Genomic DNA, 26,421 nt, shown 5'->3' on the forward strand with positions numbered 1-26,421 from the left:
CTACCGGTCACCAGTCGGGGTTCGACGTCCCCGGAGCGACCTCGCGCTCCGTCCGGTACGGCTCGTACGGGCTGCTCTGCTGCGGCACGGCCCCGCCGAAGATGTTGCCCAGCATCCCCCCGAGCAGCTCCCCCAGCCCGCCGGGGATCGACGACTGCTCGCGGTTGAGGTCGTCGGCCACGGCCCCGGCGTCCATGTCCCGGCTGGCAGCCCGGTTGGCCAGCAGCGACATGATCATCGGGGCGATCAGGGGCAGCAGCTTCATGATGGTCCCGGAGCCGACCCCGGCGAGCTGCGAGAGCTCGGCCGCGGCCTGTTCGGTCCCCTGGCCGCCCAGTACGTGACCGAGGATGCTGTGCCCGTCACGCGTCAGCGAGGCCACGTCGCCGTTGAACGGGTCGGCGTCCATGTGATCGTCCAGCGCCCCGCGCAGGGCGTCGGCGCCGTCCGGGTGTTCGGCGTTGCGGGCCATGCCGCCGACGATGGTGCCCGCCACGGCCTCGACGACCTTGCGGGCCGTGAGGGTGTCCGTGCCGAGCATCCCGGCGATCTGTTCCAGTCCTGAGTCTCCGAGCCCGGCGAGAAGCTCGTCATTCAGTGTCACGACGGTCCCCCGATCAGTGTGTCTCGGGTGACCTGCCCTCGCCGGGCCAGGGCGAACGTCCGGATTGTCCTAATTCTCGGAAAAGGTCACCGCAGGGCCGCCCCCGGGAGCGGAAGCCGCCACGCCGTTCTCGGAGGCCCCGGCGATGGCCGGGCGGACCTCCGCGGCGGACGTCCGGGACAGGCCCGCGGCCGCGTACGCGCCGGCCTCGTCGAGCGTCTCGTGCTCGAGCAGGGCCCCGACGATCCCGTCCAGCTTGTCGCGGTTGTCGGTGAGGATCTGGATCGCGCGTTCGTAGCACTCGTCCACGATCCGCCGCGCCTCCTCGTCCACCATCGCGAGCGTGACGGGCGAGGCCTGCGGCGGCTGGCCGTCGTTGGGCAGGATGGTCAGCGGGCCGACCTTCTCCGACATGCCCCACCGGCCGACCATGCCCCGGGCGATCATGGTGACCTGTTCGAGGTCGTTCTCGGCGCCGGTGGTGATGACGCCGTACACGACCTGCTCGGCCGCCATGCCGCCGAGCGCTCCGGTGATGCGGCCGCGGAGATACTGCTCGTCGTAGGCGTAGCGGTCGGTGTCGGGGGTGGAGAGCGTGACGCCGAGCGCCCGGCCGCGCGGGATGATCGAGATCTTCCTGACCGGGTCGGCGCCCGGCTGGAGCATCCCGAGCAGCGCGTGACCGGCCTCGTGGAAGGCGGTCCTGGTGCGCTCCTCCTCCGGCATGACGATGCTGCGGGCCGCGCCGAGCTGCAGCTTCTCCAGCGCGTCGGCGAAGTCGGCCATCGTGACCTTGTCCTTGCCGCGCTTGGCGGCCAGCAGGGCGGCCTCGTTGACCAGGTTGGCCAGGTCGGCGCCGGTCATGCCGGGCGTGGTCTTGGCGAGCTGGTCGAGCACGACCGCGCCGTCGAGCGGGACGCTGCGCGTGTGCACGCCCAGGATGGCCGTGCGGCCGGCCGCGTCGGGCAGGCCCACCTGCACCGTACGGTCGAAGCGCCCGGGACGCAGCAGCGCCGGGTCGAGGATCTCGGGACGGTTCGTGGCCCCGATGACGATCACGCCCTCGGCGCCGGAGAAGCCGTCCATCTCGGTGAGGATCTGGTTGAGCGTCTGCTCGCGCTCGTCGTGGCCGCCGATGCCGCCCGCCCCGCCGCGGGCCCGGCCGATGGCGTCGATCTCGTCGATGAAGACGATCGACGGCGCCACCTTCCGCGCCTCCTCGAACAGGTCGCGCACGCGCGAGGCGCCCACGCCGACGATCATCTCGATGAACTCGGAGGCGCTGGCCGAGAAGTACGGCACCTTGGCCTCGCCCGCGACCGCCCTGGCCAGCAGCGTCTTACCGGTGCCGGGAGGGCCGGCCAGCAGCACGCCCTTGGGCAGCTTGGCGCCCAGCCTGCGGTATTTGTCGGGGTCCTTGAGGTAGTCGACGATCTCGACGAGCTCGTTCTCGACCTCGTCGATGCCCGCGACGTCCTCGAACGTGACGCGCACCTGCCCGGCCTCGACCGGCTTGGCCGCCTTGGACTTGCCCAGCCCGCCCAGGCCGCCGCCCATCATGCTGGCGCCCCGCCGCATGATCCAGATCCACAGCCCGGCCAGCAGCAGCACGGGCAGCAGCGACAGCATCAGGTTGGAGAAGAAGCCGCGTGTGATGGGCTTGGAGGTGATCTCGACCTGTCCGGTGGAGAGCTGCTGGTCGAGCTGGTCGGTGTTGGCGAAGGCCGGGATCTCGGTGGCGAACCTCGTGTAGGAGGCGCCGCCCTCGGGGTTCTTCGCCGCCGACCGCAGGTCGCCCTCGACCGACAGGCCCTCGGCGTAGATGTCCTTGACGTTCTTGGAGTTCACCTGGTTGGTGAACTCGGTGTACGAGATCGTCTCGACGGATCCGCTGTCGACGAACGACGAGACCACGAAGAAGCCCGCGTACACCACGAGCAGGGTGACGACGAAGCGCCACCAATTGATCTTGGGCCGGCCTCCGGGTGTGCCTGGCAGGCCCTCCGAGCGCCAGGGCGGCTTGCCCTTGCCCTTGTCCTGAGCCTGCGGCGGTCCAGAGCGTTCCACGGCGTCAACTCCCCCACATCGCCGCATTCATGATCTTTCTAGCCTAGAACACGCACCCCTGAGGCCACGCGGCCGATGTCACGCCACTGCTTGCGCTGCGAGTCTGGCACTGTGACGAACGCAAGTCCGGGCTTGCTCATTCCCCCGTCCATGACCACGACGGCCGCCCGCGAGGCGTGCTTGCCGTACGTGACGCGGTAGGCGAGCATCCAGCCACCCTTGACCGGCTGCGAGGCCAGCCAGGTGATCCGGGAGCCCTTGGGGTGGTGGTTGAGCGTCCAGCGGGCGGCCAGCAGCGCCGTGTCGCGCGGGGATCTCTGCTCCATGATGGGCAGCGGGCAGGTGACGAACATGCCGCGCAGGCTCGTGCCGCGCTGCTTGGGCAGCACCTGCTTGGTGGTGAACGGCGCCGCCCCGTACGACTTCCACGGCCCCGGCAGCCGCGGCACGGCCAGGCCGCTCCGCGTGTCCTTGACGAACCGCCGGCCGGGCGAGGCCATAGGCATGCGCTTGACCCCGCTGGTGAGCTTGGGGACGCGCGGGTCGGCGTACAGGGCTTCCATGGCCGTGTAACCGGGCGCGAGCGACGAGCCGGGGCTCGGCGTCACGCGCTGCCCCGGGGCGGCGCTGGAGGCGGGCCCAGAAGACGGCGGGGAAGACGGCCCGGAAGACGGCGGGGAAGACGGCAGGGGGGAGGACTCCGCCGGGCTGGGCGACGGTGCGGGGCCGGACGAGGGCGGTGCGGCCGGCGGCGCGGTTACCGGCCCCGCCATCACCTCGTCCGGCTCCGACGGGAGCACCAGGACCACGGCCACGGCGACGGCCGCGACGGCGGCCACCACGGCCAGCCCCCGATACACCACCCGCATGCGCAGATCGCCTATGCGGGAGCGCCTGGGCGGGGAAGCGGGGACCCCGGGCTTCGCAGCGGTTCTCACTCGGGAACCCTTGATCTCATCTTCCCCATCGAGCACGACGGGAGCGTACGACAAATCACGCCATTGCGCTTATGAAGCAACCGAAGTGCAATCATGACGATGTGGAACAGGTTGAGCTGCGATTCGACCACGCCTCGCAAGCGTCACAAACGCACACAAACCTCTCAGCGATCCGGCAGAGCTCAACGGGCCTCTGGATCGCCGGGGACGAGACCGCGACCTTCGAACACCTCACATGGACGGGCGACCACTACGGCGCCCAGCGCACGTTCCGGCTCGACGACTACGTCACCCTCCCGGCCGGCCCCGAGGACGAGGCCGACATCGAGGGCATGGCCCGGGCGAACGGCTACCTCTGGCTGGTCGGCTCGCACGGTCTCAAGCGCAAGAAGATCAAGTCCAAGGACCCGGAGAAGGCCGCCGAGCGGCTGGCCACGGTCATCAGGGAGGAGAACCGCTTCATCCTCGCGCGCCTCCCCCTGAGCCACGACACCGAGGCGCCCGGGCCTGGCTCGATCCTGGCGGGCTCGACCAACCTGACCGCCCACCTGAAGGACGACCCGCACCTGGGGCCGTTCCTGGCGCTGCCGGGCAAGGACAACGGCTTCGACGTCGAGGGCATCGCGGTCACGCCGGACCGCGTCTATCTGGGGCTGCGCGGTCCCGTGCTGCGGGGCTGGGCGGTGGTGCTGGAGCTGCGGATCGAGGACGCGGGCAAGGGGCGGTTGCGGCTGCGGGAGCCGTACCGCAAGCACTTCCTGGACCTGGGCGGGCTCGGCGTGCGGGACATGTGCCCGGACGGCGACTCGCTGCTGCTGCTCGCCGGGCCGACCATGGACCTCGACGGGCCGGTACGCGTGCTGCGCTGGCGGCTCGGCCGCAAGCGGCCGGGCATCGTCCCGGCGGACGAGCTGGAGGCCGTGGTGGAGCTGCCGTACGGCGTGGGCTGCGACCACCCGGAGGGGCTGGCGCGGCTGGCGGACGGCAGGCTCATGATCGTCTACGACAGCCCGTCGCCGGCCCGGATCACCCCGGCCGGCGGCGTGCTGGCGGACGTGTTCACGATCTAGCGACGCGCCCGCGGAGCCAGGGGGCGTCGGCGACGAAGGTGCACGAGCCCGGCTCGATCTCGGTGAACCCCGCGTCGCGGACCACGGGCAGCCCGGAGGCGGCCATGGCGTCGAAGTCACCCTGCGCGGTGGCCGTGCGAACGGACATCGCCAGGCCGCGCTCGCGCCAGGCCGCCCGCTCCTCCGCGTCGCTGGCCCACCAGGCGAGCTGGGCGGCGTGCCCGGCCTGGGCCATGGCCTTGCCGGCGGACATCTCCAGCGCCGGGTTCGCCCACAGCACCGGCGGCTCGGCCGGCCCGGGGCCGGCGGTGTCGGTCAGCTCGGTGCCCGACACCTGCAGCCGGGCCAGGTCGCGCGGCCAGTCGTCGAGCGGCACGGGCGGGTGCACGCGCACCTCGGCCGTACGGTGCTCGACCGTGCGGCCCGGCAGCGCGAGCGCCCTGCTCCACTCGGCGCCCCTGGCCCGGCGCACCACCTTGCGGATCTTCCCGGTGGACTGCCAGGCGTGCAGCTCGGCGGCCCACTCCCCCGGGTCGTCCAGCAGGCTCAGCACGGCCATGGCGGCCGCCTCCAGGGCGTCGGTGCGCTCAGGAGGAGTGGCTCGCTCGATCCTGACGACCAGCGGCAGGACGTACAGCTCTGTGTTCGGTTCCGGGTTCATCGCCCTCTAGCATGCCCGATGGCCAGGGACATGCCGGCGGCGAGGAGGCAGAGGGCGCCGGCGCCGTACCAGGCCAGGTCGTAGGCGCCCAGGTGGTCGCGGGTGAGGCCGGCGCCGACGGCGGCGATCGCCGCGCCGACCTGGTGGGAGCCGAACACCCAGCCGAACACCACGGCCCCGTCGGCACCGTAGATCCGGCGGCACAGCGCCACCGTGGGCGGCACGGTCGCCACCCAGTCCAGGCCGTAGAACACGATGAAGATCAGCATGCTGGGCTCGGTCGTGGCCGCGAACAGGCTGGGCAGCACCATCAGCGACAGCCCGCGCAGCCCGTAGTAGACGCCGAGCAGCACCTTCGGGTCGATCTTGTCGCTGAGCCAGCCCGAGGCGATCGTGCCCGCGATGTCGAAGATGCCGATGACCGCCAGCAACCCGGCCGCGACGGGCTCGGCCATGCCGTGGTCGTGGGCGGCGGGGATGAAGTGGGTGCCGACCAGGCCGTTCGTGCTCGCGCCGCAGATCGCGAAGCCGCCCGCGAGCAGCCAGAACGGCCGCGTCCTGGCCGCCGCGGCGAGCACGGAGACGGCTCTGACGGCCGCGTTGACCTTGCCCTGCGGCGCGGGGCGCGGCGCGTCCGGGTCGGCGCCGAGCGCCGTCGTGCCCACGTCCTCGGGCCGGTCGCGCAGCAGCCACCACACGAACGGCACCACGGCCAGCGCCGCCGCGGCCACGGTCAGCGACGCGAAGCGCCACCCCGGCCCCACGGCGAGCTGGGCGAGCACGGGCAGGAAGACGAGCTGCCCGGTGGCGCCGGCCGCCGTGAGAACGCCGGTGACCAGGCCGCGGTGGCGGACGAACCAGCGGTCCACCACGGTCGCGGCGAACACCAGCGCCATCGACCCGGTGCCGAGCCCCACCAGCACGCCCCAGAACAGCAGCAGCTGCCAGCTCGCCGTCATCAGCACGGTGAGCCCGCTGCCCGCGGCGATCAGCAGGAGCGCGACGGCGACCACGCGGCGCATGCCGAAGCGGTCCATCAGGGCGGCGGCGAAGGGGGCCGTCAGTCCGTAGAGCACCAGGTTGATCGACACGGCCAGCGAGATCGTGCCGGCCGACCAGCCGAACTCCTCCCGCAACGGGGTGATGAGCACGCCGGGGGTGGCGCGGAAGCCGGCGGCGCCGAGGATCGCCACGAAGGCGACGGCCGCGACGAACCAGGCCCGGTGCAGTCGGCGGCGGGTAGGGGCGGTGGTGCTCGCTGTCATGCGCCAATACTGATTTATCCCCTTACATGGTTCGAGTGGCCGGATAGCCAATATGTGAAAGAATCTGGCCATGACCCATCGGATCGCGGTCGTCGTGCTCGACCACTTCGCCCCGCTCGACCTCGGGGTGCCCGGCCAGGTGTTCTGGGCGGCGGAGACACCGGCGGGCGAGAAGCTGTACGAGGTCGTGACGTGCTCGGAGGGGCGGGCGCCGGTGCGGTGCAGCGCGGGCTACAGCGTGCTGCCCGACCACGACCTCGACGTGCTCGACACGGCCGACACCGTCCTGGTGCCCGGCATCCACGCGGGCCGCGCGCTGAAGGACGGCACGATCTCGGACACGCTGTCCGCGGCCCTGCAGGGACGGCCCAGGACGATGTCGATCTGCACGGGCTCGTTCGTGCTGGCGGCGGCGGGCCTGCTCGACGACCGCCCGGCCACCACGCACTGGCGCGAGGCGGCCCGCTTCTCTCGCCTGTTCCCGCAGGTCAAGCTGGATCCCGACGTGCTGTTCCTGGACGACGGAGACGTGCTGACCTCGGCCGGCGTGGCGGCGGGCCTGGACCTGTGCCTGCACGTGGTCAGGCGCGACCACGGCAGCGAGGTGGCCAACCGGACGGCCAGGCGCTGCGTCATGCCGCCGTGGCGGGAGGGCGGCCAGGCCCAGTACATCGACCGGCCCCTCCCGTACGGCACCGGCGGCGGCACGGCGGCCACCCGCGACTGGATGCTCGCCCACCTCGACGCCCCGCTCGACCTGAACGCGCTGGCCGAGCACGCCAGGATGAGCGTGCGCACGTTCACCAGGCGCTTCCGCGAGGAGACCGGCGTGAGCCCGGCCAGGTGGCTCAACGGGCAGCGGGTGCAGCACGCCAGGCACCTGCTGGAGACGACGGACCTGGGCGTGGAGGAGGTGGCCAGGCGCTCGGGCTTCGGCACGGCGGTCTCGCTGCGCCAGCACCTGCACGCGGCCGTCGGGGTGCCGCCGCTGGCCTACCGGCACACCTTCCGGCGCGCCTGATCGGCCGCTCATCGCAGGACTTGCGGCAATTGCTCCCATTCCGCCTAGAATCCGGAGAAGAGGATCAAGGAAAGGGTCGTCACATGGCCGAGGCGGACCACTTACCCGCCGGGATCAACCCGCACGTGCCCAGCGTCGCCCGCATGTACGACTACTACCTCGGCGGCCGGGACAACTTCGCCGCGGACCGCGAGGCGGCCGAGAAGATGATCGAGCTCGGCCGGCGGATGGGCAACGACGCCCGGCAGATCGCCCTGGCCAACCGCGGCTTCCTCGGCCGCGCCGTACGCATGCTGGCCGAGGCGGGCGTGCGCCAGTTCGTCGACATCGGCGCCGGGCTGCCGACCCAGGACAACGTGCACCAGGTCGCCCGGCGGCACGTCTCCGGCTCCCGCGTCGTCTACGTGGACAACGACCCCATGGCGCTCGCCCACGCCCGCGCGCTGCTGGCCAGGGAACCGGACGTGATCGCGCTGGAGGGCGACCTGAGGGACCCGGACGCGATCCTGGACGACCCGCTCGTCACGGGACACCTCGACCTCCACGAGCCGTACGCGGTGCTCATGGTCGCCGTCCTGCACTTCGTCCCCGACGACGCCGAGGCCGCCCGCATCGCCGCCCGCGTCCGGGAGCGCCTGCGCCCGGGCTGCCACCTGGTGCTCTCCCACCTGTACGCGGGCAACGCCACCGACGACGAGACCCGCGCGGGCCAGCAGGTCTATTCGGGCACCACCTCGGGCGGCCTGGCCCGCCGGGACCGCGCCGGCATCACCGCCTACTTCGACGGCCTGGAACTGCTCGGCCCCGGCGTCGTGCCGGTCGCCGACTGGACCCCGGACGCCTCCCCCGACGGGACGTACGACTTCGTCAAGTCGGGCATCCTCGCGGGGGTCGGCCGCGTCTGACCTCCGCGCCTACGCGGCCTCCAGGGTCTCGCCGAACCAGGTGTCCAGGGCCTCGTCCAGGGTCTCGTCCGGCGTGCCCGCCCAGGCCACGTAGCCGTCGGGCCGCACCAGCACGGCCTCCGGCCCGCCGGAGGGCACGACGTCGACGCGGCCGTGGCGTACGCGCAGGCCGCCCGTCGCGTCCAGCAGCACCGGCCGGGCCCGGGCCGCCGGACCGGCGGGCAGCTCGGGCAGGAACCGGCCGACCAGCGGGTGCGGCGGCGCGGGCATCGGGTAGGCCACGTCCGACCCGGCCAGCAGGGAGGCGATGCGGCGCCGCGCGCCCGGGTCGCCCAGCAGCTCGCCGAACACCTCGCGCAGCGCCGTGACCGCGGAGCCGGGCGCGGCCAGCGCCAGCTGGGCCTGGGTGTGCATGGCGACCCGCCCGGCGGCCGGGCGGCGCTCGGCGTCGTAGGTGTCCAGCAGCCCGGGCGGCGCCCAGCCGTGCACCTCGGCGGCCAGCTTCCAGGCCAGGTTGGCGGCGTCCTGCAGGCCCAGGTTGAGGCCGGGCGCGCCCATGGCCGAGTGGACGTGCGCGGCGTCGCCGGCCACGAACACGCGGCCCTCGCGGTAGCGGTCGGCCACCCGGGTGTTGCGGCCGTTCAGCCGCCTGAGCAGGTGCGGGCCGGGGCCGGTGGGGCCGGCCAGCGGCACGTCCACGCCGAGCACGCGGGCCAGGCTCCCGCGCAGCTCCGCGACGGTCATCGGCACGTCCTCGCCGGGCGCGCCGGCGTCCCACTCCATCGCCGCCACCATGAGCAGGCCCGGCCCGGCCGGCAGCATCGCGTACGCGCCGCGCTCGGTCCTGTGCCACGTCCACAACCCGAACGTGCCCACCCCCGGCACCTCCAGCTCGGCCCGCTCGGGCCGGACCACCGCGCCCGGCACGGTGACGTGGGCGGTGCGGCTGACGACATCGGCGGCGCTGACGCCGGGAAAGCCGATGCCGGCCAGCTTCCTGACCGCGCTGTGCGCCCCGTCGCAGCCCACCAGGTAGCGGGTGCGCAGCTCGTAGCGCCCGTCCGGCCCCGCCAGCTCCAGCGTCACGCCCGCGTCGTCCTGGGCGAGACCGGCCAGCTCGTGCCCGCGCCTGATCCGCACGCCGAGCTCGGTCGCGCGCTTCTCCAGCAGCTCCTCCAGGGCGGGCTGGCTGATCCCCATCCCGTGGAGCGGGTTGTCGTCGAGCCCGGCCAGGTCCAGCGGCATCGCGCCGAACACGAACCCGGGCATCGGCGCCTCCTGGTCGGTGAGGCCGCGCAGGCGCAGCAGCCTGACGACCTGGCCGACGATCCCGTTGGCCTTGGGCTGGTCGCTGCGCCGCGGCAGGCGCTCGACGACGGTGGGGCGGACCCCGGCCAGGCTCAGCTCGCAGGCCAGCATCAGCCCGTTGGGGCCACCGCCGGCGATCACGACGTCCATGAGGTCTCTCCTTGTTGCGAAGGGGGTCCGGAAGGGGCGGGCAGGCCCGCGGCCAGCGCGCGCAGCGAGTCGCGCAGCAGCGGGACGAGCGGGACCGGAGGGTCGGCGCGCAGCCAGTGGCCGACCGCCGCCTGCACCGCGGCGGTCACGGCGGCGGCGACCAGGTGGGGGTAGAGGTCGCGAGCGGGGTTGGTGCCGCTGCGCTCGGCCACGGCCGCGGCCAGCTCGCCGTCGGCCGCGAACGCCACCCGCAGCGACTCCGCCCGCAGCGCGGGCTCGTCGCTCAGCATCCGGATGCTCGCCAGCAGCTCGGCGGGCGGGGCGGCGTCGGCGGTGCCCGCGTGCTGCTCCCACGGGAGCACCATGGCCTCGGTCACGGCCTCCCAGAAGGGCTCGCCGGGCGGCCGGGCGCGCAGCGCGGTCACGGCTCCCAGCACGCGGTCGGTGTGGCGGGCGGTGATCGCCTCGTACTTGCTGGCGAAGTAGTTGTTGTACGTCCTCGCCGAAACCCCGGCCGCGGCCGCGATGTCCTCGACGCGCACGTTCTCCAGCCCTCGTTCCAGAGCCAGCCGGAGGGCGGCCGTCATCAGCGCCTCGCGCGTGGCCTGCTTCTTCCGCTCTCTCAGTCCGCTCATGCCGCGAGCCTACCGCAAATATTTGCGTGATGCGAAAATTTTCTGGTCACGCACAATCTGGGTCGTGGGCGGCGTACAGGCGGGCGACCATGTTGTTCAGCAGCGAGCGCTCGATGGGCGTCAGCGGGCCGAGGAAGGCGGCCTCGGCCTCCGCCATGTGGGCCAGTGCGGCCGCCACGACGCGGGCGCCCTCGTCGGTCACCGTGATCAGGTATTTGCGCCGGTCGGCGGTGTTGCGGACGCGGCGTACGTACTGGAGCTCCTCCAGCTTGTTGATCACGGCGGTCATCGTGGTGCGGTCCATGCGCGAGACGGCGGTGAGGTCGCGCTGGGACCTGGCGGCGTCGTGCGCGTAGGCCAGCACGCGCAGCTCCTTGCCGGTGATGGACCAGCGGGCGAGCTCCTCCTCGATGCGCTGCCGCGCGAAGTCGCCGATGCGCACCAGCATGTAGCCGGTGGCCGTGGAAATCCGCTCAGCCGCGCCACGCTCACTCATGCCGTCCAATGTAGGACCCTTGAGCTTCCGGAAATTCGTCAGCTATGCTGACGGCTGTCGTCACTCGCCAGGAGGTTCTCCCATGTCTCTGCCCGCCCGCGCCGAACCCGCCCTGCGCGTGTTACTCGCGCTGATCGGCGCCATCACCACGCTGCCCGCCCTCGCCCTGGTGAACGTGGGCATCCTCGACTGGAACTACGGGGTGGCCGACCCGGCCCCGATGACGCAGGCGCTGCTGCAGCACCGCGGCATGCTGCAACTCCTGCTCGGGGCCGCCATCATGTGGGCCGCCTTCCACCCGCCCGTGCGCCTGGCGGCCTCGCTGGCCGCCGTGGCGGGCAAGACCACGTTCCTGGCGCTGATCCTGCCCAACGCGGCCATCCGGGGCGACCTGTCGCCGCTCAGCGTCTGGTTCGACCTGTTCTGCATCGTGGTGCTGGGACTGCTGGCCGCCCGCCTCCTCACCCGGCCGAGAGAGGCGTGATCCGGCGTCTCACGGGTGCAGGTGCTGTTTGGCGTTAGATTGAGGAGATGTCCTACCTGATCCTGGAATTTGTCAGCACGATCAGGGCCGACCGGTCCGGCCCGGTCGACCACCTGTCGGGCGTGGACGGCATGACGGCCTGGGTCCGCGAGCACGCGGCCGACCTGGGCCTGGACCCGGGCTTCACGGCCACGGAGGAGTTGCGGCAGGAGACCGTACACCTGCGCCAGGCCGTACGCGCCCTGTTCGCCAGGGCCGTGAGCCCCGACCCGCCGAGCCGGGCGGACGCGCCGGACCTGCCCGCGTTCGAGAAGGCGCTGGCCCTGGTCAACGCCACCGCCCTGGCCGCGCCCACGGCCCCGCAACTGTCCTGGAACGGCGAGCCGGCCCTCACCACGACCCCCGCCGCCGGGGCGGACGAGTCCGCACTCCTGCGCGGCCGGCTCGCCACGGCGGCCGTGGAGTTCCTGGCGAGCCCGGACCGGAGCCTGCTGCGCACGTGCCAGGCCCCGCGCTGCGTGCTCTATTTCGTCAAGGAACACCCACGCCAGGAGTGGTGCTCGACGGCCTGCGGCAACCGTGCCCGGGCGGCCAGGCACTACCGGGAACACAAGAAATGACCCCTTCTAACGCCAAGGGACGGAATTTGCCGTTATAGTTCTTCTAACGGCAAATCAGCCAGGCAAGCGTTAGAGGAGTGTGGGATGTCCTTCCAGACCGGGCACATCGGGCTCAACGTCACCGATCTCGACAAGTCCAAGGAGTTCTACGGGCGCGTCTTCGGGTTCACGGTGGCGGGCGAGTCCCAGGAGGACGGGCGGCGCTACGCGGTCCTGGCGCAGGACGGCACGCTCGTGCTGACGCTGTGGCAGCAGAGCGAGGGCCGCTTCGCCACCAGCCGGCCGGGGCTGCACCACCTGTCGTTCCAGGTGGCGGACCTCGACGCGGTGCGGCGCGCGGAGACGGTGATCAAGGAGCTGGGCGCGACCCTGCACCACGGCGGCATCGTCCCGCATCGCGAGGGGGCCTCCTCGGGCGGCGTGTTCTTCGAGGACCCCGACGGCATCCGGCTGGAGATCTTCGCTCCCGACGGCGGCGGAGACCGGCCCGCGCCCGCCTCCGACGCGCCGACCTGCGGGTTCTTCTAATGGGAAGGCATCCGGGAGAGGTCGCCGTGCAGCGGCGGGCGGGGGTGCGGCTGGAGGACCACGGCAGCGCCCGCGCCCGGGCGGAGATCCCCGAGGTGGCGGCCGGGTTCCTGCGGAACCAGCGGATGATCGTGGCCGGCGCCGCCGACGACCTCGGGCGGCTCTGGGCGGGCGTGCTCACCGGGCCCGCCGGGTTCGCCGCCCCGGAGGACGACCGCACGCTCGTGCTGCACGCCCTGCCCGCCGCCGGCGACCCGCTGCACGGGCTGTTCGCGGCGGAGCGGGACGTGGGCCTGCTGGCCATCGAGCCGCACACGCGGCGCAGGATGCGCGTGAACGGCACCGCCGTACGCGCGGGGGACTCCCTCGTGGTCTGGACCGAGCAGGTCTACGCCAACTGCCCGAAATACATCCAGACGCGCGAGCCCATAGCAGAGCCCGGCACGCCCGCCGGTCTCGGCCGGGGCGACTCCCTGGGGCGGCGGCACCTGGACTGGATCGCGGCGGCGGACACGTTCTTCATCGCCACCCGCGCCCAGGGCTTCGGCGCGGACGTGTCGCACCGGGGCGGCAACCCCGGCTTCGTCCGCGTCACCGGCCCGCGCTCGCTGGAGTTCGCCGACTACCCGGGCAACGGCATGTACATGACCCTGGGCAACCTGGAGCTCGACCCGGCAGCCGGGCTGCTGTTCCCCGACTGGGAGCGTGGCGAGACGCTGCACCTCACCGGCCGGGCCCGGGTGGAGTGGGGGGAGGACCGGCCGGTGGTGCGGTTCGACGTCGACGAGTACGTCCACCTCGCCGGCACCCTGCCCGCCGGATGGACCGCCCCCGGATACCACCGCTTCAATCCACCCGTGTGAGGAGGCGGCTCGGGCGTCCACCGCGGGGTCACAGCCGCTTCTCGAACCAGTGGTGGGCGTAGGGCTCGTCGTTGAACGCCGCGACCTCCGCGTAGCCGGCGGCCCGGTAGAGGGCGATCGCCTCGGTGAGCGCGCGGTTCGTCTCCAGCCGCAGCATGCGGGCGCCGCGCCCGGCCGCGCGGGCCTCGGCCTCGGCGAGCAGCCGGCGCCCCAGCCCCAGCCCGCGGGCGGCCGGGTCGACCCACATCCGCTTGATCTCGGCCATGGCGTCGCCGGGGTGCAGCTTCAGCGCCACGCAGCCCACGGGCTCGGCGTGCAGCGTGGCGACCAGCAGCATCCCGGCGGGCGGCCGCAACTCCTCGTCACCCGCCGGGATGCTGCGCTCCGGGTCGAAGCCGTCGTCGAAGCGGCGGGCCAGCTCGGCGACGTACGCGCGGATGCAGTGCCGGGCGGCGGGATGGCTCGGGTCGAGCGCGTCGATCGCGACCATGGAGGCCGCCAGCAGGCGCTCGACCTCGCCCATCGCGGCCACCAGGCGCTCGCGGCAGTCGGCGGGGAGCGGCTGGAGGATCGCGGCGGCCGCCTCGTCGGAGCGCCGGTCGAGCTCCTCCCGCTCGGCCAGCCCGGCCGGGGTGAGCCGGGCCGTGCGCACCCTGCCGTCGGGGCCGCTCCCCTCGACCACGACGAGCCCGTCGGCCTCCAGGGAGCGCAGCAGCCTGCTCATGTAGCCGGAGTCGAGGTCGAGCCGGGCCCGCAGGGCGCGGATCTCGCTGCCCTCCGGCCCGATCTCCCAGAGCACCCGGGACTGGCCAAGAGGCCGGTCCCGGGCCAGGAACCTGTCGTTGAGCGCGCCGATCCGCTGCGTCACGGTCCGCTGGAAGCGGCGCACCTGCCTTATCGCCGTGCCGTCCATTCTCTGACTTTAGTCAGAGAATGCTTCCCACGTGAAGGGGTCGGCGATCGGGACCGCGCTGTAGTCCTCGCCCGCGACCGGGTGGATCTCCTCCCAGCGCACCCAGCGCGCTTCCAGCGTCGTCGGCGGCCACAGCAGGTATCCCCACCGCGCCCCCTGGGCGTCGTCGCCCCAGGCGAGCAGGTAGCGGGCCGCGCCGTCGCGGATCGCGTGCTCCACGATGGGCGGCCTCCAGATCTCGGGCAGTTCCACAGGAGTCATGATCCCAGTGTACGAACTCCAGTTCGATATTTCCATCAGGCGGGCCGGCGGGCGGGCCCTGAGGGGCCGGGGCTCATTTCAGGCCGGTGACGAACGTCCTGGCCAGCTTGGTCAGGGCCCGTTCCGCGGCGGCGGGCTCGAGGACCGGCTCCTGGTAGCCGTCGGCGCCGACGACGCCACCCCCGGCCGTCGTGCCCCTGAAGGTGAGATCGACCGTCCGGTCGCCGGTCAGCACCTTGACCAGGATCTCCCGCATGGGCTTGTCGTCCGGCTTGTTCGGCCTGGTGGTCGAGGAGAGCACGACGAACGCCTGCTCGCCGAGCCCGGAGAGCTGCCGGCGGGGCTCGTAGTCCGTGTGGGTGGTGGTGTCGCCGATGCCGCCCTTGGCGCGGTAGCGGTCGTATTTCGCGGCCTCCCGGTCGAACTGGAACTTCGCCCCGGAGTCGCCGCCGCCCCAGTCGACCAGGTGGACGCGCAGCTCGCCACCCCTGGCGGTGAACTCCTGGCCGGGCTCGTGCGCGACCTCCTCGCTGATCCGCCAGGTGCAGGTGGTGTGCTTGATGCGGCCGTCGCTCCCGCCGACCGACGGGCCCTCGGCGGTGCGGAAGAGCGCCGACTCGACGTTCCCGGCCGTGAGGATCGCGCACGGCCCGTCGAGCTTGACCTTGCCGGCGGCCTTGGCCATCTCCGCGGTGACCCGCTCGGCGACCTTCCCGGCCGCGGCCCGGACCTCGTCTCCGGAGGGGTACTTGGCGCCGGTGCGGTTGCTGCCGCCGTACTCGACCTGGATCAGCCAGGGCCCCTGGCGGACGAACACGGCGGCCTTGAGCCCGCTGTGCCCGATCGAGCTCTGGCTGTAGGACGCGTCGCCGTGGTCGAGCTCCTTGAGCTCGCCGAACGCCGAGCCGGAGGTCCTGCCGTCGGTCCGCTTGCCGTCGCGGACGTTGACCCGCCGCTCGTGCCCCTTCCGGTCCGCCTCGAACCGGTCCTTGGCGTGGTCGAGCGCGCTGCCGCCATCCGGGCTCCGGGCCGAGACCGCGATGGTCAGGCTGCGATGGCCCAGGACGCCGCCGCCGACGTCCATCTTGCTGTTGTGCCACGCGCAGGCGGCCCGCTTCTCGGTCTCGGTGGCGGCCGACGTGGACGCCTGCCTCCCGCCGTACCGGCCGTCGGTGACCAGGCTCTTGCGGAGGGCGTCCGGAACGGCGGAGCAGAGCTGGTCGCCGGTGACCGCCCGCAGTTTCACCGGCTTGGCCGACGGCGACGGCGACGTGACCGTTCTGCGCCGCTCCCCCGTCGAGCTCGCCGGGGGTTCGGGCTGTCTGCTCTGGAGGAAGAACCAGATCCCGGCCGCACCGGCGGCGAGCAGCACGACGGCGGCCACGGCCACCAAGGCGATCAGCGGCCCCTTCGAGCCCCCGCCACCACGCCGGGGAGGCGGCCGGTGCCCGCCCGCGTGCCTGCCCTGCGCTCCGGGCGGCGGGAAGCCGCCCCCCTGCGGTCCCGGCGCCCCATGCGGCCCCGGCGCCCCATGCGGCCCCGGCGCCCCATGCGGTCCCTGGCCTCCATACGATCCCGGCCCTCCATGCGGCCCCGGCCCTCCAGGCGGTCCCGGCGCCCCGGGCGGCGGGAAGCCGCCCGGGTGCGCGCCCGCTGCCCCGGCCATGCCGAACCCCTGCGGCGGCCAGGCTGGCGCGGGCCCCGATGAGGGCGGGTACGGGGTGGACATCGGCAACCTTTCGGAGAAGCGGTTGCGAGCCTACGGACGACCGATGCGCGAGCGTGTCAGGTGAACACCCGACAATGCGGCGCCACGGCTCCCCGCACATGCGAAAAAGGCCGCCCCCGGATGACGGGAACGGCCCTCTTTCGCACCTGTGGAGCTATGGGGATTCGAACCCCAGACCTCCTCCATGCCATGGAGGCGCGCTACCAACTGCGCCATAGCCCCTTGTTTCGTGTACGAGTGTAGCCGACTTCGCGACCCCCGATGCACACTCGCGAATCGCCCGAAGCCCCCCCACAGGGCGGCTCGACCGGCCAGGCCCGGCCGAGCCGCCCCGCGGGTCACCCGACCGACTTGGCCCGTTCGACGAGCGTGGCCAGCTCCGACACCATCGGGTCCTCGGCGGCGGAGGCCAGCCGGGAGGCGTGCTCGCCCAGCGTGGGCAGGTCCAGCCCGAACGCCTCGCGGTCGCGCATGTACACCGCGAACGCCGCCACCACGACGTCCACCTGCAGCCGGATCGGCGCCTCGTCCCAGATGGAGGCGGCCAGGTCGCCGGACTGCAGCGACCCGCTGACCTCCGACGCGCCCCTGGTGTCGGGGTCCTGCCAGCGCACGGTGGCCTGGGCGAGCTGGCCCTTGGCGCCGGGCTTCAGCTTGATCGAGTACAGGGCGGTGACGGAGTGGCCGGGGCCGATCTCGCCGCCGTCGCGGCTGTCGTCCCGGAACTCCTCCGTGGCCAGGGCGCGGTTCTCGTACCCGATGAGCCGGTAGCTCTCCACCACCGCCGGGTTGAAGACGACCTGCGCCTTCGCGTCGCGTGCGCGCAGCTCGATGTTGGCGGGCAGTTGCGTGGCGAAGATCTTGGCGGCCTCCTCCTCGCTGCTGATGTACACGGCCATGCCGTCGCCGTTGTCGGCGAGCTGCTCCATCAGCTCGTCGCCGTACTCGCGGCCGACACCCACCGTGAGCAGCGTGACCTGCTTGCCCGCGTACTCCTTGACCCGGTCCAGCAGGGCCTGCCACTGCGTGCTGCCCTGGTTGGCCAGGCCGTCGGAGAGCACGATGACCCGGTTCGTGGCGGCGGGACGGAACGACTGGGAAGCCTGCTGGTAGCCGGTGACCAGCCCGGACTCCAGGTTCGTGCCACCGGCGATGGCGAGCTGGTCGATCGCGTGGCTCAGCTCGTTCCTGGCGGTCAGCGGGGTCATCGAGGCCAGCACCGTGGCCTGGTCGGAGAAGGAGACGATCGAGACCTGGTCGCCGGGTGCGAGCTGGGTCAGCAGCTTCTGCAGCGCCGCCTTGACCAGGTCCAGCCGGCCGGCCTCGGCCATCGAGCCGGACACGTCCACCACGAACGTGAGGTTGGCGGGCCGCCGCTCGGCCGCGTCGGACGCGCGGGTCTGCAGGCCCACGCGCATGACGGCCTCGTCGCCCGACGGCAGCTTCGCGCCGTCGACGTGCACGGTGAAACCGTCGTCCGGGGGCTGCGGGTAGTCCTGCCGGAAGGCGTTGACCCACTCCTCCGGGCGGATCTCGCCGGGCTCGGGCCAGCGGCCCTCCTGGAGGGTACGGCGGGCGTAGCCGTACGAGGCGGTGTCCACGTCGAGGGCGAACGTGGAGATCTGCGCCGTCGTCGTATCCCGCTCGCTCTCGTCCTGGTCCTTGCCCTCGGCGTCGGCCTGGGCCGGCTTGGATGATTTCCGGGGAACGGCGGGTTGCTCGTTCTGACTCGACAGGGGTGCTTTCTGACCATTCGTGGCGCTTTCCCCGCCGCCGCTGCTGCCGCCGCCGCAGGCCGCCAAGCCGAGAAGGGCTGCAAGCCCGACACCGACCACCAAGGGACGAAATTTCATCTCAACCACCTCCGAGTCGTACGACGGAAGCCGGTTCACCCTGGCCTGGCCGGTGACTCAAGCGAGTGCAAACCGCGATCTACGCGTGATCGGTTGTGGCAAATGAGGTAATTGAGGTAGGCATGTCCGGGTGCGCGTCTATTTGGGCATAGCCACAAAGCGGCAGGACATTTCCGCCCATGTCCTAAACAGAGTTCGATCCGTTATCGAACTGGCCTTTCCCGTGCCACCCGACGTCATTCGCGGCCGCGAATGGCACGGCCGGGGTGTCTCGCTGTTCGCGTGGACCAACGAGCCCGACGACTCGCGGCAGCCGCCACTGATCTCCGAGCACGACGGCCGGATCGTCGGGCTGAACGGCCACCTGGCCGACCCCGCCGACGTGACCAGGCTCCCCGACGACTCCGTGGGCGGCTGCTTCTCGGCCTGGATCGCCCGCGACGGCGAGCTGACCGCGAGCACCGCGATCAACCGGGTCTGCCCGGTCTTCTACGCCGAGACGCCCGAGCTGCACGTGGTCGGCAGCCGCGCCCTGCTGGTGCACCTGGCGGCCCGGCCGGACGACCGGGTGGAGCACGACGTGCTCGCCCTCCAGACGATGGTCAGGCAGGGGTTCTTCCTGTCGGACGAGACGCCGTACAAGGGGGTCTCGGCGCTGCGGCCCAGCTCGCGGCTCGTCGTGCGTGACGGCGTGCGCGCCATCACCGAGACCCCGCTGCCGGAGGCGGCGCCCACGCCGACGTCGGCGCGGCGCAAGCGGGCGGCGATCGGCGAGCTGGCCGACGCGCTGCTGGCCACCGTGGCCCCGCTGCGCGAGCTGGACGAGCCGGTGAACCTGGCGCTGACCGGCGGGCGGGACACCCGCATCCTGACGGCGCTGCTGCACGCGGCGCGGGTGCCGTTCCGGGTGACGACGAACGGCCTGGACACGCACCCCGACGTGATCATCGCGCGGCGCATCGCGGCCCGGCTGGGGGTGGAGCACACGGTCATCGCCCCACCGCAGACCGCCGCGAAGGACGCGGTGCTGGTGGAGCACCCGCTCAGCCGGGCCTGGGAGACGCTGCGCACGTGCGAGGGGATGACCTCGGCGTACGAGTCGATCGTGAGCTACCTCCCCTACTCCGGCAAGCCGACCATGTCGGGGCAGAGCGGCGAGACGCTGCGCGCGGGCAGCCTGAACCTGCTCCAGACCGACCTGAGCGACAAGGCGCTGCTGCGGCGCATCGACAACACCTTCCGCAAGGACGAGAAGCTGTTCACCGCCGAGGCGAACGAGCACGCGCGCGAGCTCGCCCGGCCGTGGCGGGCCCGGCCGAACCAGCTGGAGGCGCTGGACCACATCTACATCTGGTACAAGGTCGGCCGCTGGCAGGCCAGCGCGCGGGCGGGCGCGCTGCGCCGCGGCGACCCCGTACGGCCGTTCCTGGACAACCGCGTGGTACGGGCGGCGCTCAGCCTGGACCAGGGCTGGCGCCTCTCCGAAGAGGTGATTTATGCCCTTATTTTGCGATTCGCCCCGAAGCTACGGGACGTCCCGATCGAGGGGAAGCCGTGGCGGTTCGCCGAGGGCATGACCCGGCCCTTCTGGCGCCGGCGCCTGCCCGAGCACATGCCCACCGCGAAGACCGGAGGCGGGTGGAGCTGGCGCACCAGCCCCGGCCCCGCGCTCACGGACGTGCTGCGCGAGCAGGTGCTCGGCAGCCTCGACGCCCTCGCCCCCATCGTGCACCCGGACCAGGTACGCGCCCTCTTCGCCGACCCCGTGGTCCAGAAGCCCGCCCTGGCCTGGCACCTCTACACGGTCAGCACGCTGCTGACCGGCCTCCACCCGGGGAAGCCGCCGGAGGGCCTGGCGGAGATCATGGTCTCCCGGCCGGATCCGGCCCGATGAGCGCCAGGGCCCGATCCTCCACGCGGATCCGCACGACGAGCAGCACCGCGTTCGCCACGGTGAACGCCAACGCGGTCAGCCAGGCCGTGTGGACGAGCGGCAGCGCGATCCCCTCGGCCACCACGGCCACGTAGTTGGGGTGCCGCAACCACCGGTACGGCCCCCGCCGCACCAGCGGCATCCCCGGCACCACCACGACGCGCGTGTTCCACTGCCGGCCCAGCGTCGCCACGCACCACCAGCGCAGCCCCTGGGCCAGCGCGACGACCGCGAGCATGGGCCAGCCGAGCGCGGGCACGAAGGGGCGGCCGAGCAGCCAGACCTCGGCGGGCGCGGTGACCAGGAGTGCCACGTGGGCCAGGACGATCCAGGGATAGTGCCGCCTGCCGTACTCGACGCCGCCCCGGGACCGGGCCCAGGCCAGGTTGCGCCGGGCCACGACGAGTTCGGCCAGCCGTTCGAGGACGACCAGCCCGATCAGCAGCGCGTACGCCGTCACCAGTGCAGCAGCAGCAACTCGGCGGAGAACCCCGGCCCCAGCGCCATCATCACGGCCGGGGTGCCGGGCCGGCCGCGGGTCTCCTGGAGCACATGGAGCACCGAGACCGACGACAGGTTGCCGTACTCGCGCAGCGAGCGCCAGGTCACGTCGAGGGCCTTGGGCGCCAGGCCCAGCGTCTCCACGATCTTGGCGATGACCTTGGGCCCGCCGGGGTGGCACACCCAGGTGGCCACCTGCTCGGGTGTCAGGCCGTAGTCCGCCAGGAACGCCTTGATGTCGGCCGCCAGCACCTCCTCCACGAAGTCCGTCAGGTCCGCGTCCAGCACGATGCGGAACCCGTGGTCGCCCACGTCCCAGCCCATGAGGTGCTCGGTGCCGGGGTAGAGCCGGCTGCGGGTCGCGACGACCTCGGGGCCGTGCCCGCGCCCGGTGGCCACGACGGCCGCCGCGCCGTCGCCGAACAGCCCGCTGGCCACCAGGTTCGCGATCGAGGTGTCGTCGCGCTGGATCGTCAGCGAGCACAGCTCCACGCAGACCAGCACGGCGACGTGGTCGGGCCAGCCGCGCAGGTAGTCGTGCAGGCGCGAGAGCCCGGCCGCACCCGCCGCGCAGCCCAGGCCGAACACCGGCACCCGTTTCACGTCGGGCCGCAGCCCCATCCGCTGGGCCAGCTTGGCGTCCAGCGAGGGCGTGGCCAGGCCGGTGGTCGAGCAGAACAGCAGGTGGTCGACCTTCTCCGGGCGCACGTCCGCCTTGCGCAGCGCGCCCCGCATGGCCTGTTCACCGAGCTCGAGCGCCTGTTCGACGTAGGCGTCGTTGGCTCTGGCGAAGGAGTCGAGCTTGGCGTAGTCGGCCAGTGGCAGCGCCAGGTTACGGCCTTCCACCCCGGTGGCCGCGTGGAATCGTCTGAGCAGTTCCTCGTCGCACTCGGTCAGCCGGGAGAACGCCTCGGTGATCTCCGCCTGCTCGTAGCGGTGATCGGGCAAAACGGTCTGTACTCCCGAAATGTGCATATATCTCCTCTGCCGCTGAAAAGCTCCGGCTAACATGCGGGCATGCTGTTGCCATCGCCGACCAGGCCACACCGGATGGCCGTGCTCGCGTTCGACGGCATGGCGCCGTTCGAGCTCGGCTGCGTGGTGGAGATCTTCGGGCTGCCCCGCCCCGAGCTGGAGCTGCCCTGGTACGACCTCAAGGTGTGCGCGGAGACGCCGGAGCCGCTCCGGGTGGTAGGCGGGTTCACCATGCGGGCGGACCACGGGCTCGACGTGCTGGCCGGGGCCGAGACGGTGATCGTGCCCGGCGTGGCGGACGTGCGGGGACCCGTCTCCGGCCCGCTCGTGTCCGCGCTGCGGGAGGCGCACGGGCGCGGCGCGCGCATGGTCTCGATCTGCTCGGGCGCGTTCGCGCTGGCGGCCGCCGGGCTGCTGGACGGCCGCGCGGCGACCACGCACTGGAAGTACGCCGAGCTGCTCCAGGAGCGCCACCCCGAGATCCGGGTCAACCCCTCGGTCCTGTACGTGGACGACGGCGACGTGCTGACCAGCGCGGGCAGCGCGGCCGGGCTCGACCTGCTGATCCACCTCGTACGCCGCGACCACGGCCCCGGCGTGGCCAACACCGTGGCCCGCCGCCTGGTCGTCCCGCCGCACCGGGAGGGCGGCCAAGCGCAGTTCATCGAGGCCGCGGTCACGCCGGTGGAGGACGACGACGCGGTGGCCAGGGCCATGGCGTGGGCCCTCGACCACCTGACGGACCCGATCACCGTCGCCGACCTGGCCGGGGTCGCGCACATGTCGGAGCGCACGTTCATCAGGCACTTCAAGCGGCAGACCGGGACCAGCCCGCTGCGGTGGGTGATCTCGCAGCGGGTGGCCGCCAGCCTGCCGATGCTGGAGTCGACGGCGGCGCCGGTGGAGGAGATCGGGGCGGCGGTCGGGTTCGAGAGCCCGGTGACGTTCCGGCACCACTTCACCCGCGCCATGCGTACGTCGCCGTCGGCCTACCGCAAGGCGTTCAGCGCCTGAGCCGCCACAGCGAGGTCACCTCGGCGGCGCGGGCCGCGTGCAGCGGGTCGTCCGCGTCGCGCGGCCGGCGGTGGCGGGGCGCGACGTCCATCCGGGCGGCCACCCGCAGCCCCGCCCGCTCGAACGCCTCCAGCAGCTCGGCCCTGGTACGCAGCCCGAGGTGCTCGGCCAGGTCGGACAGGATCAGCCAGCCCTCGCCCGCCGGCTCCAGGTGCTCGGCCAGCCCGCCCAGGAACCCGCCCAGCATCCGCCCGCCCGGATCGTAGACGGCGTGGTCGAGCGGCGAGGACGGCTTGGCGGGCAACCACGGCGGGTTGCAGACGACCAGCGGCGCCCGCCCCGGCGGGAACAGGTCGGTCCGCACGACCTCCACCTGGTCGTCCAGGCCGAGGCGGGAGACGTTGTCACCGGCGCACTCGACGGCCCGGCGGTCGAGGTCGGTGGCCACGACGTGCCGGACACCGCGTCTGGCCAGCACGGCGGCCAGCACGCCGGTGCCGGTGCCGACGTCGAAGGCCAGCCGGTCGTCCGGCAGCGGCGCCTCGGCGACCAGATCCACGTATTCGCCGCGGATCGGGGAGAACACGCCGTGGTGCGGGTGGATGCGGGCGCCGAGCGCCGGGACGTGCACGCCCTTCTCGCGCCACTCGTGCGCGCCGATCAGGCCGAGCAGCTCGCGGAGCTGGCCGACCGCGGGCGGGGCGTCGGGGCCGTAGACCTCCGCGCAGGCCGGTCGTACGTCCGGCGCCCGACGCAGCGGCACCACGTGGCCCTCGGCGTAGGGGATGAGCAGCATGCCGAGCGTGCGGGCGCGCTGGGAGCGGGCCTGGCGGTAGCGGTAGAAGTCGCTGCCGGGGGCGGCCGGCTTGCAGCGCCGGGCCATGGCGTCGAGGAGCTGGCGGGCGTTGTGGAAGTCGCCGCGCCACAGCAGCGCGGTGCCCTCGCAGGCCAGGCGGTAGGCGGTGGCGGCGCTCATCCGGTCGTCGGCGACGATGACGCGCCCTGGCGGCGGCACGTCCAGCGCCGAACGCCAGATCGCCGATCGTTCCTGCCCTGCCTCGGTCCACCGGATCATCAGAACCCGACCGTTTCACAGGCCGCACCCTCGCGGCCACCACTTTTACGCTACAGCGCCGACCGTTCCCGAGGCATACGGTGTGAACCATGACGTTCGCCGGGACCCCTCGCCCGCGCCCGCGCTGGTACCACGCTCGGACGGACCTGGACGACTTCGCCATCATCAGCTACCGGGTGGACGCCGACGCCCTGGCCAGGCACCTGCCCCGGGGATTCGCCCCGATGAAGGCGGACTTCGGGGACGGCCCCGGCGCCCTGGTCTCCGCCGTCGCCTTCACCGACCGGGACTTCCACTTCCGCTTCCTGCCGCAGGTGGGCATCGACTGCGGGCAGATCAACTACCGGGCGTACGTCACCGCGTACGGCCGGCCGGGCGTCTGGTTCTTCGGCACCGCGCTCGACCACCCCGTGGTCGCGATCCCGCGCCACCTGTGGGGCATGCCGTGGCACCGCGACCGCATCCGGATCGAGGCGGACTGGGCGGCCACGCCGGCCGGTTGGCGGCTGCGCGCCGGGCACGCCCGCTGCGAGGCGACCGAGCTGCCCGAGCCGCTCGGCCGCCTCGACGGCTTCGCGGGCGAGCCCGACTGGCTGGAGCGGCTCACCCATCCCACCCTCGGCTGGTACCGGCGCAGGGGCGGGCGGGTGGGCACGTACAGCATCTGGCACCCGGTGATGCGCCCGCGTCACCTCACCGCCACGTCCGCGAGGTTCCCCGTCTTCGAGCGCCTGGGGCTGATCACCCCTGACACGGTGCCGCACTCGGTGCTGGCCCAGCCCCGCCTGAGCTTCGACATCCACACCCCGCCCCGCCGCTTCCGTCCGGGCGCCTGAGGCCCGCCGATCAGAGGCGGGCGGTGGCGTTCGGGGCGCCCGGAAGTCGAGGATCGTAAGTCAGGACGGCGGTGGGGCCGGGGTCCGGGAGTCGAGGTCCGTGGGTGCGGGCGGCGGTGGGGTCGGGGCGCCCGGGAGTCGAGGTCCGTGGGTTGGGGCGGCGGTGGGTCGGGGTCCGGGGGTCAGGGGCGGGCTGCGGGGTTCGGGCCGGGGTCCAGGACCGCGTAGGCGTCGTGGACCCACTCCGTCAGGGCGGGGCGGGTGTGCGCCGGGTCGATGATGTCCTCCACCAGGAACGCCTCCGCCGTCCTGAACGGCGACCTGACCGCCTCCAGCCGCTCGGCGATCTCGGCCTTCAGCGCGGCCGCCTCCGGGCCCGCCTCGGCCAGCATCCGTTTGAAGGCCACCTCCAGCCCGCCCTCGATCGGCAGCGACCCCCAGTCGCCGGAGGGCCAGGCCACGCGCAGGCTGTAGCGGTCGTGGGGCCGGTGGGCGGCGCCCGCCACGCCGAAGACCCGCCGGACCAGGACCGAGGCCCACGGGACCGTCGACTGGTAGACGGCCGCCAGGGCGCGGGCGCCCCGCCGGATCGTGCCCGCCCGCTCCGCCGCCGTGCCGATCACGAAGCCGGGCTGGTCGACCAGGTGGACGACCGGCAGGTGGAAGGTCTCCGCCAGGTCGACGAAGCGGGCCATCTTGTCGGAGCCCTGGGCCGTGAGGCCGCCGCCGTACACGCTCGGGTCCGAGGCCAGGACCGCCACCGGGTGCCCGTCCAGGCGGGCCAGGGCGGTGATCACGGAGGGGGCGAAGCGCCGGCCCAGCTCCATGACCGTGCCCGTGTCGAAGACCAGACCCAGGATCGCGCGCATGTCGTAGGGGCGGCGGCGGTCCCGGGGCACGATGTCGCGCAGCTCGGGCGAGACCCGGTCCGGGGCGTCGGCGGGCGTGCCGACCGGGGGTGGCTGCCAGGCGCTCTGGGGCAGGTACGACAGCACCCGCGCGGTCAGCTCGAACGCCTCCGGCTCCGAATCCGCCACCAGGTCGACCGTGCCGGCCGCCGACACCGTACGCCAGCCGCCGAGCTCCTCCTTGCCCACGCTCTCCCCCATCCCCGCCTCCACCACGGCCGGGCCCGCGATGAACACCTGCGAGAGCTCCTTGACCATGATCGAGACGTGGGACGTGACCAGCCGGGCCGCGCCCAGCCCGGCGACGGGTCCCAGGGCGAGCGCGACCACCGGGACCCGGCCCAGGTTGGCCACCACCTGGTCCCAGCCGGGGTTCGCCGGCACGTACGTGCGCCCGTACTCCTCCATCTGCTTGACGCTGCCCCCGCCGCCCGTGCCGTCGATCAGCCGGACGAGCGGCACCCGCATCTCGCCCGCCATGCGCTCGGCGAGGACCTGCTTCTCGTGGATCGCGGCGTCGGCGGCCCCGCCGCGCACGGTGAAGTCGTCCCCCGCCACGACGACGCGGCGCCCGGCCAGCCGGGCCCGCCCGATGATGACGTTGGACGGCGTGAACCCGTCGGCGTTCGCGTGACCGGTGAGCGCCCCGACCTCCTGCCAGCTGTCGGTGAGGGCCGCCAGCCGTTCCCGGACGGTGAGGCGGCCCGTAGCGTGCTGGCGGGCGACCCGTTCCTCGCCTCCCATGCGCTCGGCCTGCTCCCTGCGGCGCTGCAGTTCGGCGAGTTCGGGGTCCCACACGACGCGCTCC

General features: G+C 72.9%; 26 protein-coding genes and 1 tRNA gene. 10 read left to right on the forward strand and 17 right to left on the reverse strand.

Annotated features, from left to right (window positions below; genetic code table 11):
• Positions 1–7: 7 nt before the first annotated feature.
• From AB0J69_RS05595 to AB0J69_RS05605, 3 genes are all read right to left on the reverse strand, one after another.
• A complete protein-coding gene (locus tag AB0J69_RS05595; RefSeq protein WP_364113195.1) occupies positions 8–604 on the reverse strand; it encodes a DUF937 domain-containing protein in 597 nt (198 codons plus the stop codon).
• A 69-nt stretch (positions 605–673) separates the two neighbouring features.
• Positions 674–2,671 carry an ATP-dependent zinc metalloprotease FtsH gene (gene ftsH / locus AB0J69_RS05600; RefSeq protein ID WP_364113197.1) on the reverse strand — a complete coding sequence of 666 codons (1,998 nt, stop codon included), beginning with the start codon at positions 2,669–2,671 and terminating at the stop codon, positions 674–676.
• Positions 2,672–2,709: 38 nt separating this feature from the next.
• Positions 2,710–3,540, reverse strand: a complete 831-nt coding sequence (locus AB0J69_RS05605) for a hypothetical protein (protein WP_364113199.1) — start codon at positions 3,538–3,540, stop codon at positions 2,710–2,712.
• 170 nt (positions 3,541–3,710) lie between these two features.
• On the opposite strand from AB0J69_RS05605, the gene AB0J69_RS05610 reads away from it, so the two are divergent.
• The gene (locus AB0J69_RS05610; RefSeq protein WP_364113201.1) at positions 3,711–4,679 is read left to right on the forward strand and encodes a DUF3616 domain-containing protein; all 969 of its coding nucleotides are present in this window, start codon (positions 3,711–3,713) and stop codon (positions 4,677–4,679) included.
• Here AB0J69_RS05610 and AB0J69_RS05615 read toward each other — a convergent pair.
• Positions 4,669–5,340, reverse strand: a complete 672-nt coding sequence (locus tag AB0J69_RS05615; protein ID WP_364113203.1) for a peptidyl-tRNA hydrolase — start codon at positions 5,338–5,340, stop codon at positions 4,669–4,671. The genes AB0J69_RS05610 and AB0J69_RS05615 overlap by 11 nt on opposite strands.
• Positions 5,337–6,605, reverse strand: coding sequence for an MFS transporter (locus tag AB0J69_RS05620; RefSeq protein WP_364113205.1), 1,269 nt, complete (start codon positions 6,603–6,605; stop codon positions 5,337–5,339). Before AB0J69_RS05620 ends, AB0J69_RS05615 begins: the two co-directional genes overlap by 4 nt.
• A gap of 70 nt (positions 6,606–6,675) precedes the next feature.
• Between AB0J69_RS05620 and AB0J69_RS05625 the strand changes: the two genes are divergently transcribed.
• Entirely contained in the window at positions 6,676–7,626 is a 951-nt protein-coding gene (locus AB0J69_RS05625; protein ID WP_364113207.1) for a helix-turn-helix domain-containing protein, read from the forward strand.
• An 83-nt stretch (positions 7,627–7,709) separates the two neighbouring features.
• Positions 7,710–8,531, forward strand: a complete 822-nt coding sequence (locus tag AB0J69_RS05630) for an SAM-dependent methyltransferase (RefSeq protein ID WP_364113209.1) — start codon at positions 7,710–7,712, stop codon at positions 8,529–8,531.
• A gap of 9 nt (positions 8,532–8,540) precedes the next feature.
• Here the strand turns inward: AB0J69_RS05630 and AB0J69_RS05635 are convergent, their stop codons facing one another.
• From AB0J69_RS05635 to AB0J69_RS05645, 3 genes are read right to left on the reverse strand one after another with little or no spacing between them, the layout of a single operon-like run.
• A complete protein-coding gene (locus AB0J69_RS05635) occupies positions 8,541–9,989 on the reverse strand; it encodes an FAD-dependent monooxygenase (protein ID WP_364113211.1) in 1,449 nt (482 codons plus the stop codon).
• Positions 9,977–10,624, reverse strand: coding sequence for a TetR family transcriptional regulator (locus tag AB0J69_RS05640; RefSeq protein WP_364113213.1), 648 nt, complete (start codon positions 10,622–10,624; stop codon positions 9,977–9,979). The genes AB0J69_RS05635 and AB0J69_RS05640 overlap by 13 nt, the downstream gene beginning before the upstream one ends.
• 46 nt (positions 10,625–10,670) lie before the next feature.
• On the reverse strand, positions 10,671–11,120 hold the full coding sequence (locus tag AB0J69_RS05645; protein ID WP_364113215.1) for a MarR family transcriptional regulator: 450 nt from the start codon (positions 11,118–11,120) through the stop codon (positions 10,671–10,673).
• An 82-nt stretch (positions 11,121–11,202) separates the two neighbouring features.
• On the opposite strand from AB0J69_RS05645, the gene AB0J69_RS05650 reads away from it, so the two are divergent.
• The 4 genes from AB0J69_RS05650 (at position 11,203) to AB0J69_RS05665 (ending at position 13,615) form a co-directional block, all read left to right on the forward strand.
• Positions 11,203–11,604 carry a hypothetical protein gene (locus AB0J69_RS05650; RefSeq protein WP_364113217.1) on the forward strand — a complete coding sequence of 134 codons (402 nt, stop codon included), beginning with the start codon at positions 11,203–11,205 and terminating at the stop codon, positions 11,602–11,604.
• A 47-nt stretch (positions 11,605–11,651) separates the two neighbouring features.
• Positions 11,652–12,224, forward strand: a complete 573-nt coding sequence (locus AB0J69_RS05655; RefSeq protein ID WP_364113219.1) for an ABATE domain-containing protein — start codon at positions 11,652–11,654, stop codon at positions 12,222–12,224.
• Between the two features lie 84 nt (positions 12,225–12,308).
• Positions 12,309–12,752, forward strand: coding sequence for a VOC family protein (locus tag AB0J69_RS05660; RefSeq protein WP_364113221.1), 444 nt, complete (start codon positions 12,309–12,311; stop codon positions 12,750–12,752).
• The gene (locus AB0J69_RS05665) at positions 12,752–13,615 is read left to right on the forward strand and encodes a pyridoxamine 5'-phosphate oxidase family protein (RefSeq protein WP_364113223.1); all 864 of its coding nucleotides are present in this window, start codon (positions 12,752–12,754) and stop codon (positions 13,613–13,615) included. The genes AB0J69_RS05660 and AB0J69_RS05665 overlap by 1 nt, the downstream gene beginning before the upstream one ends.
• Positions 13,616–13,643: 28 nt before the next feature.
• Here AB0J69_RS05665 and AB0J69_RS05670 read toward each other — a convergent pair whose 3' ends face one another.
• From AB0J69_RS05670 to AB0J69_RS05690, 5 genes are all read right to left on the reverse strand, one after another.
• Complete coding sequence (locus tag AB0J69_RS05670) at positions 13,644–14,528, reverse strand: MarR family winged helix-turn-helix transcriptional regulator (RefSeq protein WP_364113225.1); 885 nt, start codon at positions 14,526–14,528, stop codon at positions 13,644–13,646.
• Between the two features lie 9 nt (positions 14,529–14,537).
• On the reverse strand, positions 14,538–14,789 hold the full coding sequence (locus tag AB0J69_RS05675) for a hypothetical protein (protein ID WP_364113227.1): 252 nt from the start codon (positions 14,787–14,789) through the stop codon (positions 14,538–14,540).
• A gap of 73 nt (positions 14,790–14,862) precedes the next feature.
• Positions 14,863–16,179 carry a hypothetical protein gene (locus tag AB0J69_RS05680; RefSeq protein ID WP_364113229.1) on the reverse strand — a complete coding sequence of 439 codons (1,317 nt, stop codon included), beginning with the start codon at positions 16,177–16,179 and terminating at the stop codon, positions 14,863–14,865.
• A gap of 488 nt (positions 16,180–16,667) precedes the next feature.
• Positions 16,668–16,740 (reverse strand) — tRNA-Ala (locus AB0J69_RS05685).
• 116 nt (positions 16,741–16,856) lie between these two features.
• Positions 16,857–18,371: a von Willebrand factor type A domain-containing protein gene (locus tag AB0J69_RS05690; protein WP_364113231.1), complete on the reverse strand. Its 1,515-nt coding sequence runs from the start codon at positions 18,369–18,371 to the stop codon at positions 16,857–16,859.
• Between the two features lie 223 nt (positions 18,372–18,594).
• Between AB0J69_RS05690 and AB0J69_RS05695 the strand changes: the two genes are divergently transcribed.
• On the forward strand, positions 18,595–20,265 hold the full coding sequence (locus tag AB0J69_RS05695) for an asparagine synthase-related protein (RefSeq protein WP_364113233.1): 1,671 nt from the start codon (positions 18,595–18,597) through the stop codon (positions 20,263–20,265).
• Here the strand turns inward: AB0J69_RS05695 and AB0J69_RS05700 are convergent.
• Together AB0J69_RS05700 and AB0J69_RS05705 are read right to left on the reverse strand one after the other, a co-directional pair.
• Positions 20,234–20,764 carry an isoprenylcysteine carboxyl methyltransferase family protein gene (locus tag AB0J69_RS05700; RefSeq protein ID WP_364113235.1) on the reverse strand — a complete coding sequence of 177 codons (531 nt, stop codon included), beginning with the start codon at positions 20,762–20,764 and terminating at the stop codon, positions 20,234–20,236. The genes AB0J69_RS05695 and AB0J69_RS05700 overlap by 32 nt on opposite strands.
• Complete coding sequence (locus AB0J69_RS05705; RefSeq protein WP_364113237.1) at positions 20,761–21,780, reverse strand: 3-oxoacyl-[acyl-carrier-protein] synthase III C-terminal domain-containing protein; 1,020 nt, start codon at positions 21,778–21,780, stop codon at positions 20,761–20,763. The genes AB0J69_RS05700 and AB0J69_RS05705 overlap by 4 nt, the downstream gene beginning before the upstream one ends.
• A gap of 42 nt (positions 21,781–21,822) precedes the next feature.
• Here AB0J69_RS05705 and AB0J69_RS05710 point away from each other — a divergent pair, with 42 nt between their 5' ends.
• Positions 21,823–22,794: a helix-turn-helix domain-containing protein gene (locus AB0J69_RS05710; protein ID WP_364113239.1), complete on the forward strand. Its 972-nt coding sequence runs from the start codon at positions 21,823–21,825 to the stop codon at positions 22,792–22,794.
• Here AB0J69_RS05710 and AB0J69_RS05715 read toward each other — a convergent pair.
• Positions 22,784–23,869 (reverse strand): class I SAM-dependent methyltransferase, encoded by a 1,086-nt coding sequence (locus AB0J69_RS05715; protein ID WP_364113241.1) that lies wholly within the window; start codon positions 23,867–23,869, stop codon positions 22,784–22,786. The genes AB0J69_RS05710 and AB0J69_RS05715 overlap by 11 nt on opposite strands.
• Before the next feature lie 89 nt (positions 23,870–23,958).
• Here AB0J69_RS05715 and AB0J69_RS05720 point away from each other — a divergent pair, with 89 nt between their 5' ends.
• Positions 23,959–24,705, forward strand: coding sequence for a DUF2071 domain-containing protein (locus AB0J69_RS05720; RefSeq protein WP_364113243.1), 747 nt, complete (start codon positions 23,959–23,961; stop codon positions 24,703–24,705).
• A gap of 182 nt (positions 24,706–24,887) precedes the next feature.
• Here the strand turns inward: AB0J69_RS05720 and AB0J69_RS05725 are convergent, their stop codons facing one another.
• Entirely contained in the window at positions 24,888–26,411 is a 1,524-nt protein-coding gene (locus AB0J69_RS05725) for a carboxyl transferase domain-containing protein (RefSeq protein WP_364113245.1), read from the reverse strand.
• Positions 26,412–26,421 lie beyond the last annotated feature (10 nt).

Origin of the sequence: Nonomuraea sp. NPDC049709 (assembly GCF_040674815.1) — a bacterium.
Taxonomy (GTDB): Bacteria; Actinomycetota; Actinomycetes; order Streptosporangiales; family Streptosporangiaceae; genus Nonomuraea.

Coding starts and splice junctions, on each gene's coding strand:
- AB0J69_RS05625 (WP_364113207.1), top strand. CDS start 6,676: ATGACCCATCGGATCGCGGTCGTCGTGCTCGACCACTTCGCCCCGCTC.
- AB0J69_RS05670 (WP_364113225.1), bottom strand. CDS start 14,528: ATGGACGGCACGGCGATAAGGCAGGTGCGCCGCTTCCAGCGGACCGTG.
- AB0J69_RS05675 (WP_364113227.1), bottom strand. CDS start 14,789: ATGACTCCTGTGGAACTGCCCGAGATCTGGAGGCCGCCCATCGTGGAG.
- AB0J69_RS05605 (WP_364113199.1), bottom strand. CDS start 3,540: ATGCGGGTGGTGTATCGGGGGCTGGCCGTGGTGGCCGCCGTCGCGGCC.
- AB0J69_RS05645 (WP_364113215.1), bottom strand. CDS start 11,120: ATGAGTGAGCGTGGCGCGGCTGAGCGGATTTCCACGGCCACCGGCTAC.
- AB0J69_RS05660 (WP_364113221.1), top strand. CDS start 12,309: ATGTCCTTCCAGACCGGGCACATCGGGCTCAACGTCACCGATCTCGAC.
- AB0J69_RS05630 (WP_364113209.1), top strand. CDS start 7,710: ATGGCCGAGGCGGACCACTTACCCGCCGGGATCAACCCGCACGTGCCC.
- AB0J69_RS05710 (WP_364113239.1), top strand. CDS start 21,823: ATGCTGTTGCCATCGCCGACCAGGCCACACCGGATGGCCGTGCTCGCG.
- AB0J69_RS05720 (WP_364113243.1), top strand. CDS start 23,959: ATGACGTTCGCCGGGACCCCTCGCCCGCGCCCGCGCTGGTACCACGCT.
- AB0J69_RS05665 (WP_364113223.1), top strand. CDS start 12,752: ATGGGAAGGCATCCGGGAGAGGTCGCCGTGCAGCGGCGGGCGGGGGTG.
- AB0J69_RS05620 (WP_364113205.1), bottom strand. CDS start 6,605: ATGACAGCGAGCACCACCGCCCCTACCCGCCGCCGACTGCACCGGGCC.
- AB0J69_RS05715 (WP_364113241.1), bottom strand. CDS start 23,869: ATGATCCGGTGGACCGAGGCAGGGCAGGAACGATCGGCGATCTGGCGT.
- AB0J69_RS05655 (WP_364113219.1), top strand. CDS start 11,652: ATGTCCTACCTGATCCTGGAATTTGTCAGCACGATCAGGGCCGACCGG.
- AB0J69_RS05705 (WP_364113237.1), bottom strand. CDS start 21,780: ATGCACATTTCGGGAGTACAGACCGTTTTGCCCGATCACCGCTACGAG.
- AB0J69_RS05690 (WP_364113231.1), bottom strand. CDS start 18,371: ATGAAATTTCGTCCCTTGGTGGTCGGTGTCGGGCTTGCAGCCCTTCTC.
- AB0J69_RS05640 (WP_364113213.1), bottom strand. CDS start 10,624: ATGAGCGGACTGAGAGAGCGGAAGAAGCAGGCCACGCGCGAGGCGCTG.
- AB0J69_RS05615 (WP_364113203.1), bottom strand. CDS start 5,340: ATGAACCCGGAACCGAACACAGAGCTGTACGTCCTGCCGCTGGTCGTC.
- AB0J69_RS05635 (WP_364113211.1), bottom strand. CDS start 9,989: ATGGACGTCGTGATCGCCGGCGGTGGCCCCAACGGGCTGATGCTGGCC.
- AB0J69_RS05650 (WP_364113217.1), top strand. CDS start 11,203: ATGTCTCTGCCCGCCCGCGCCGAACCCGCCCTGCGCGTGTTACTCGCG.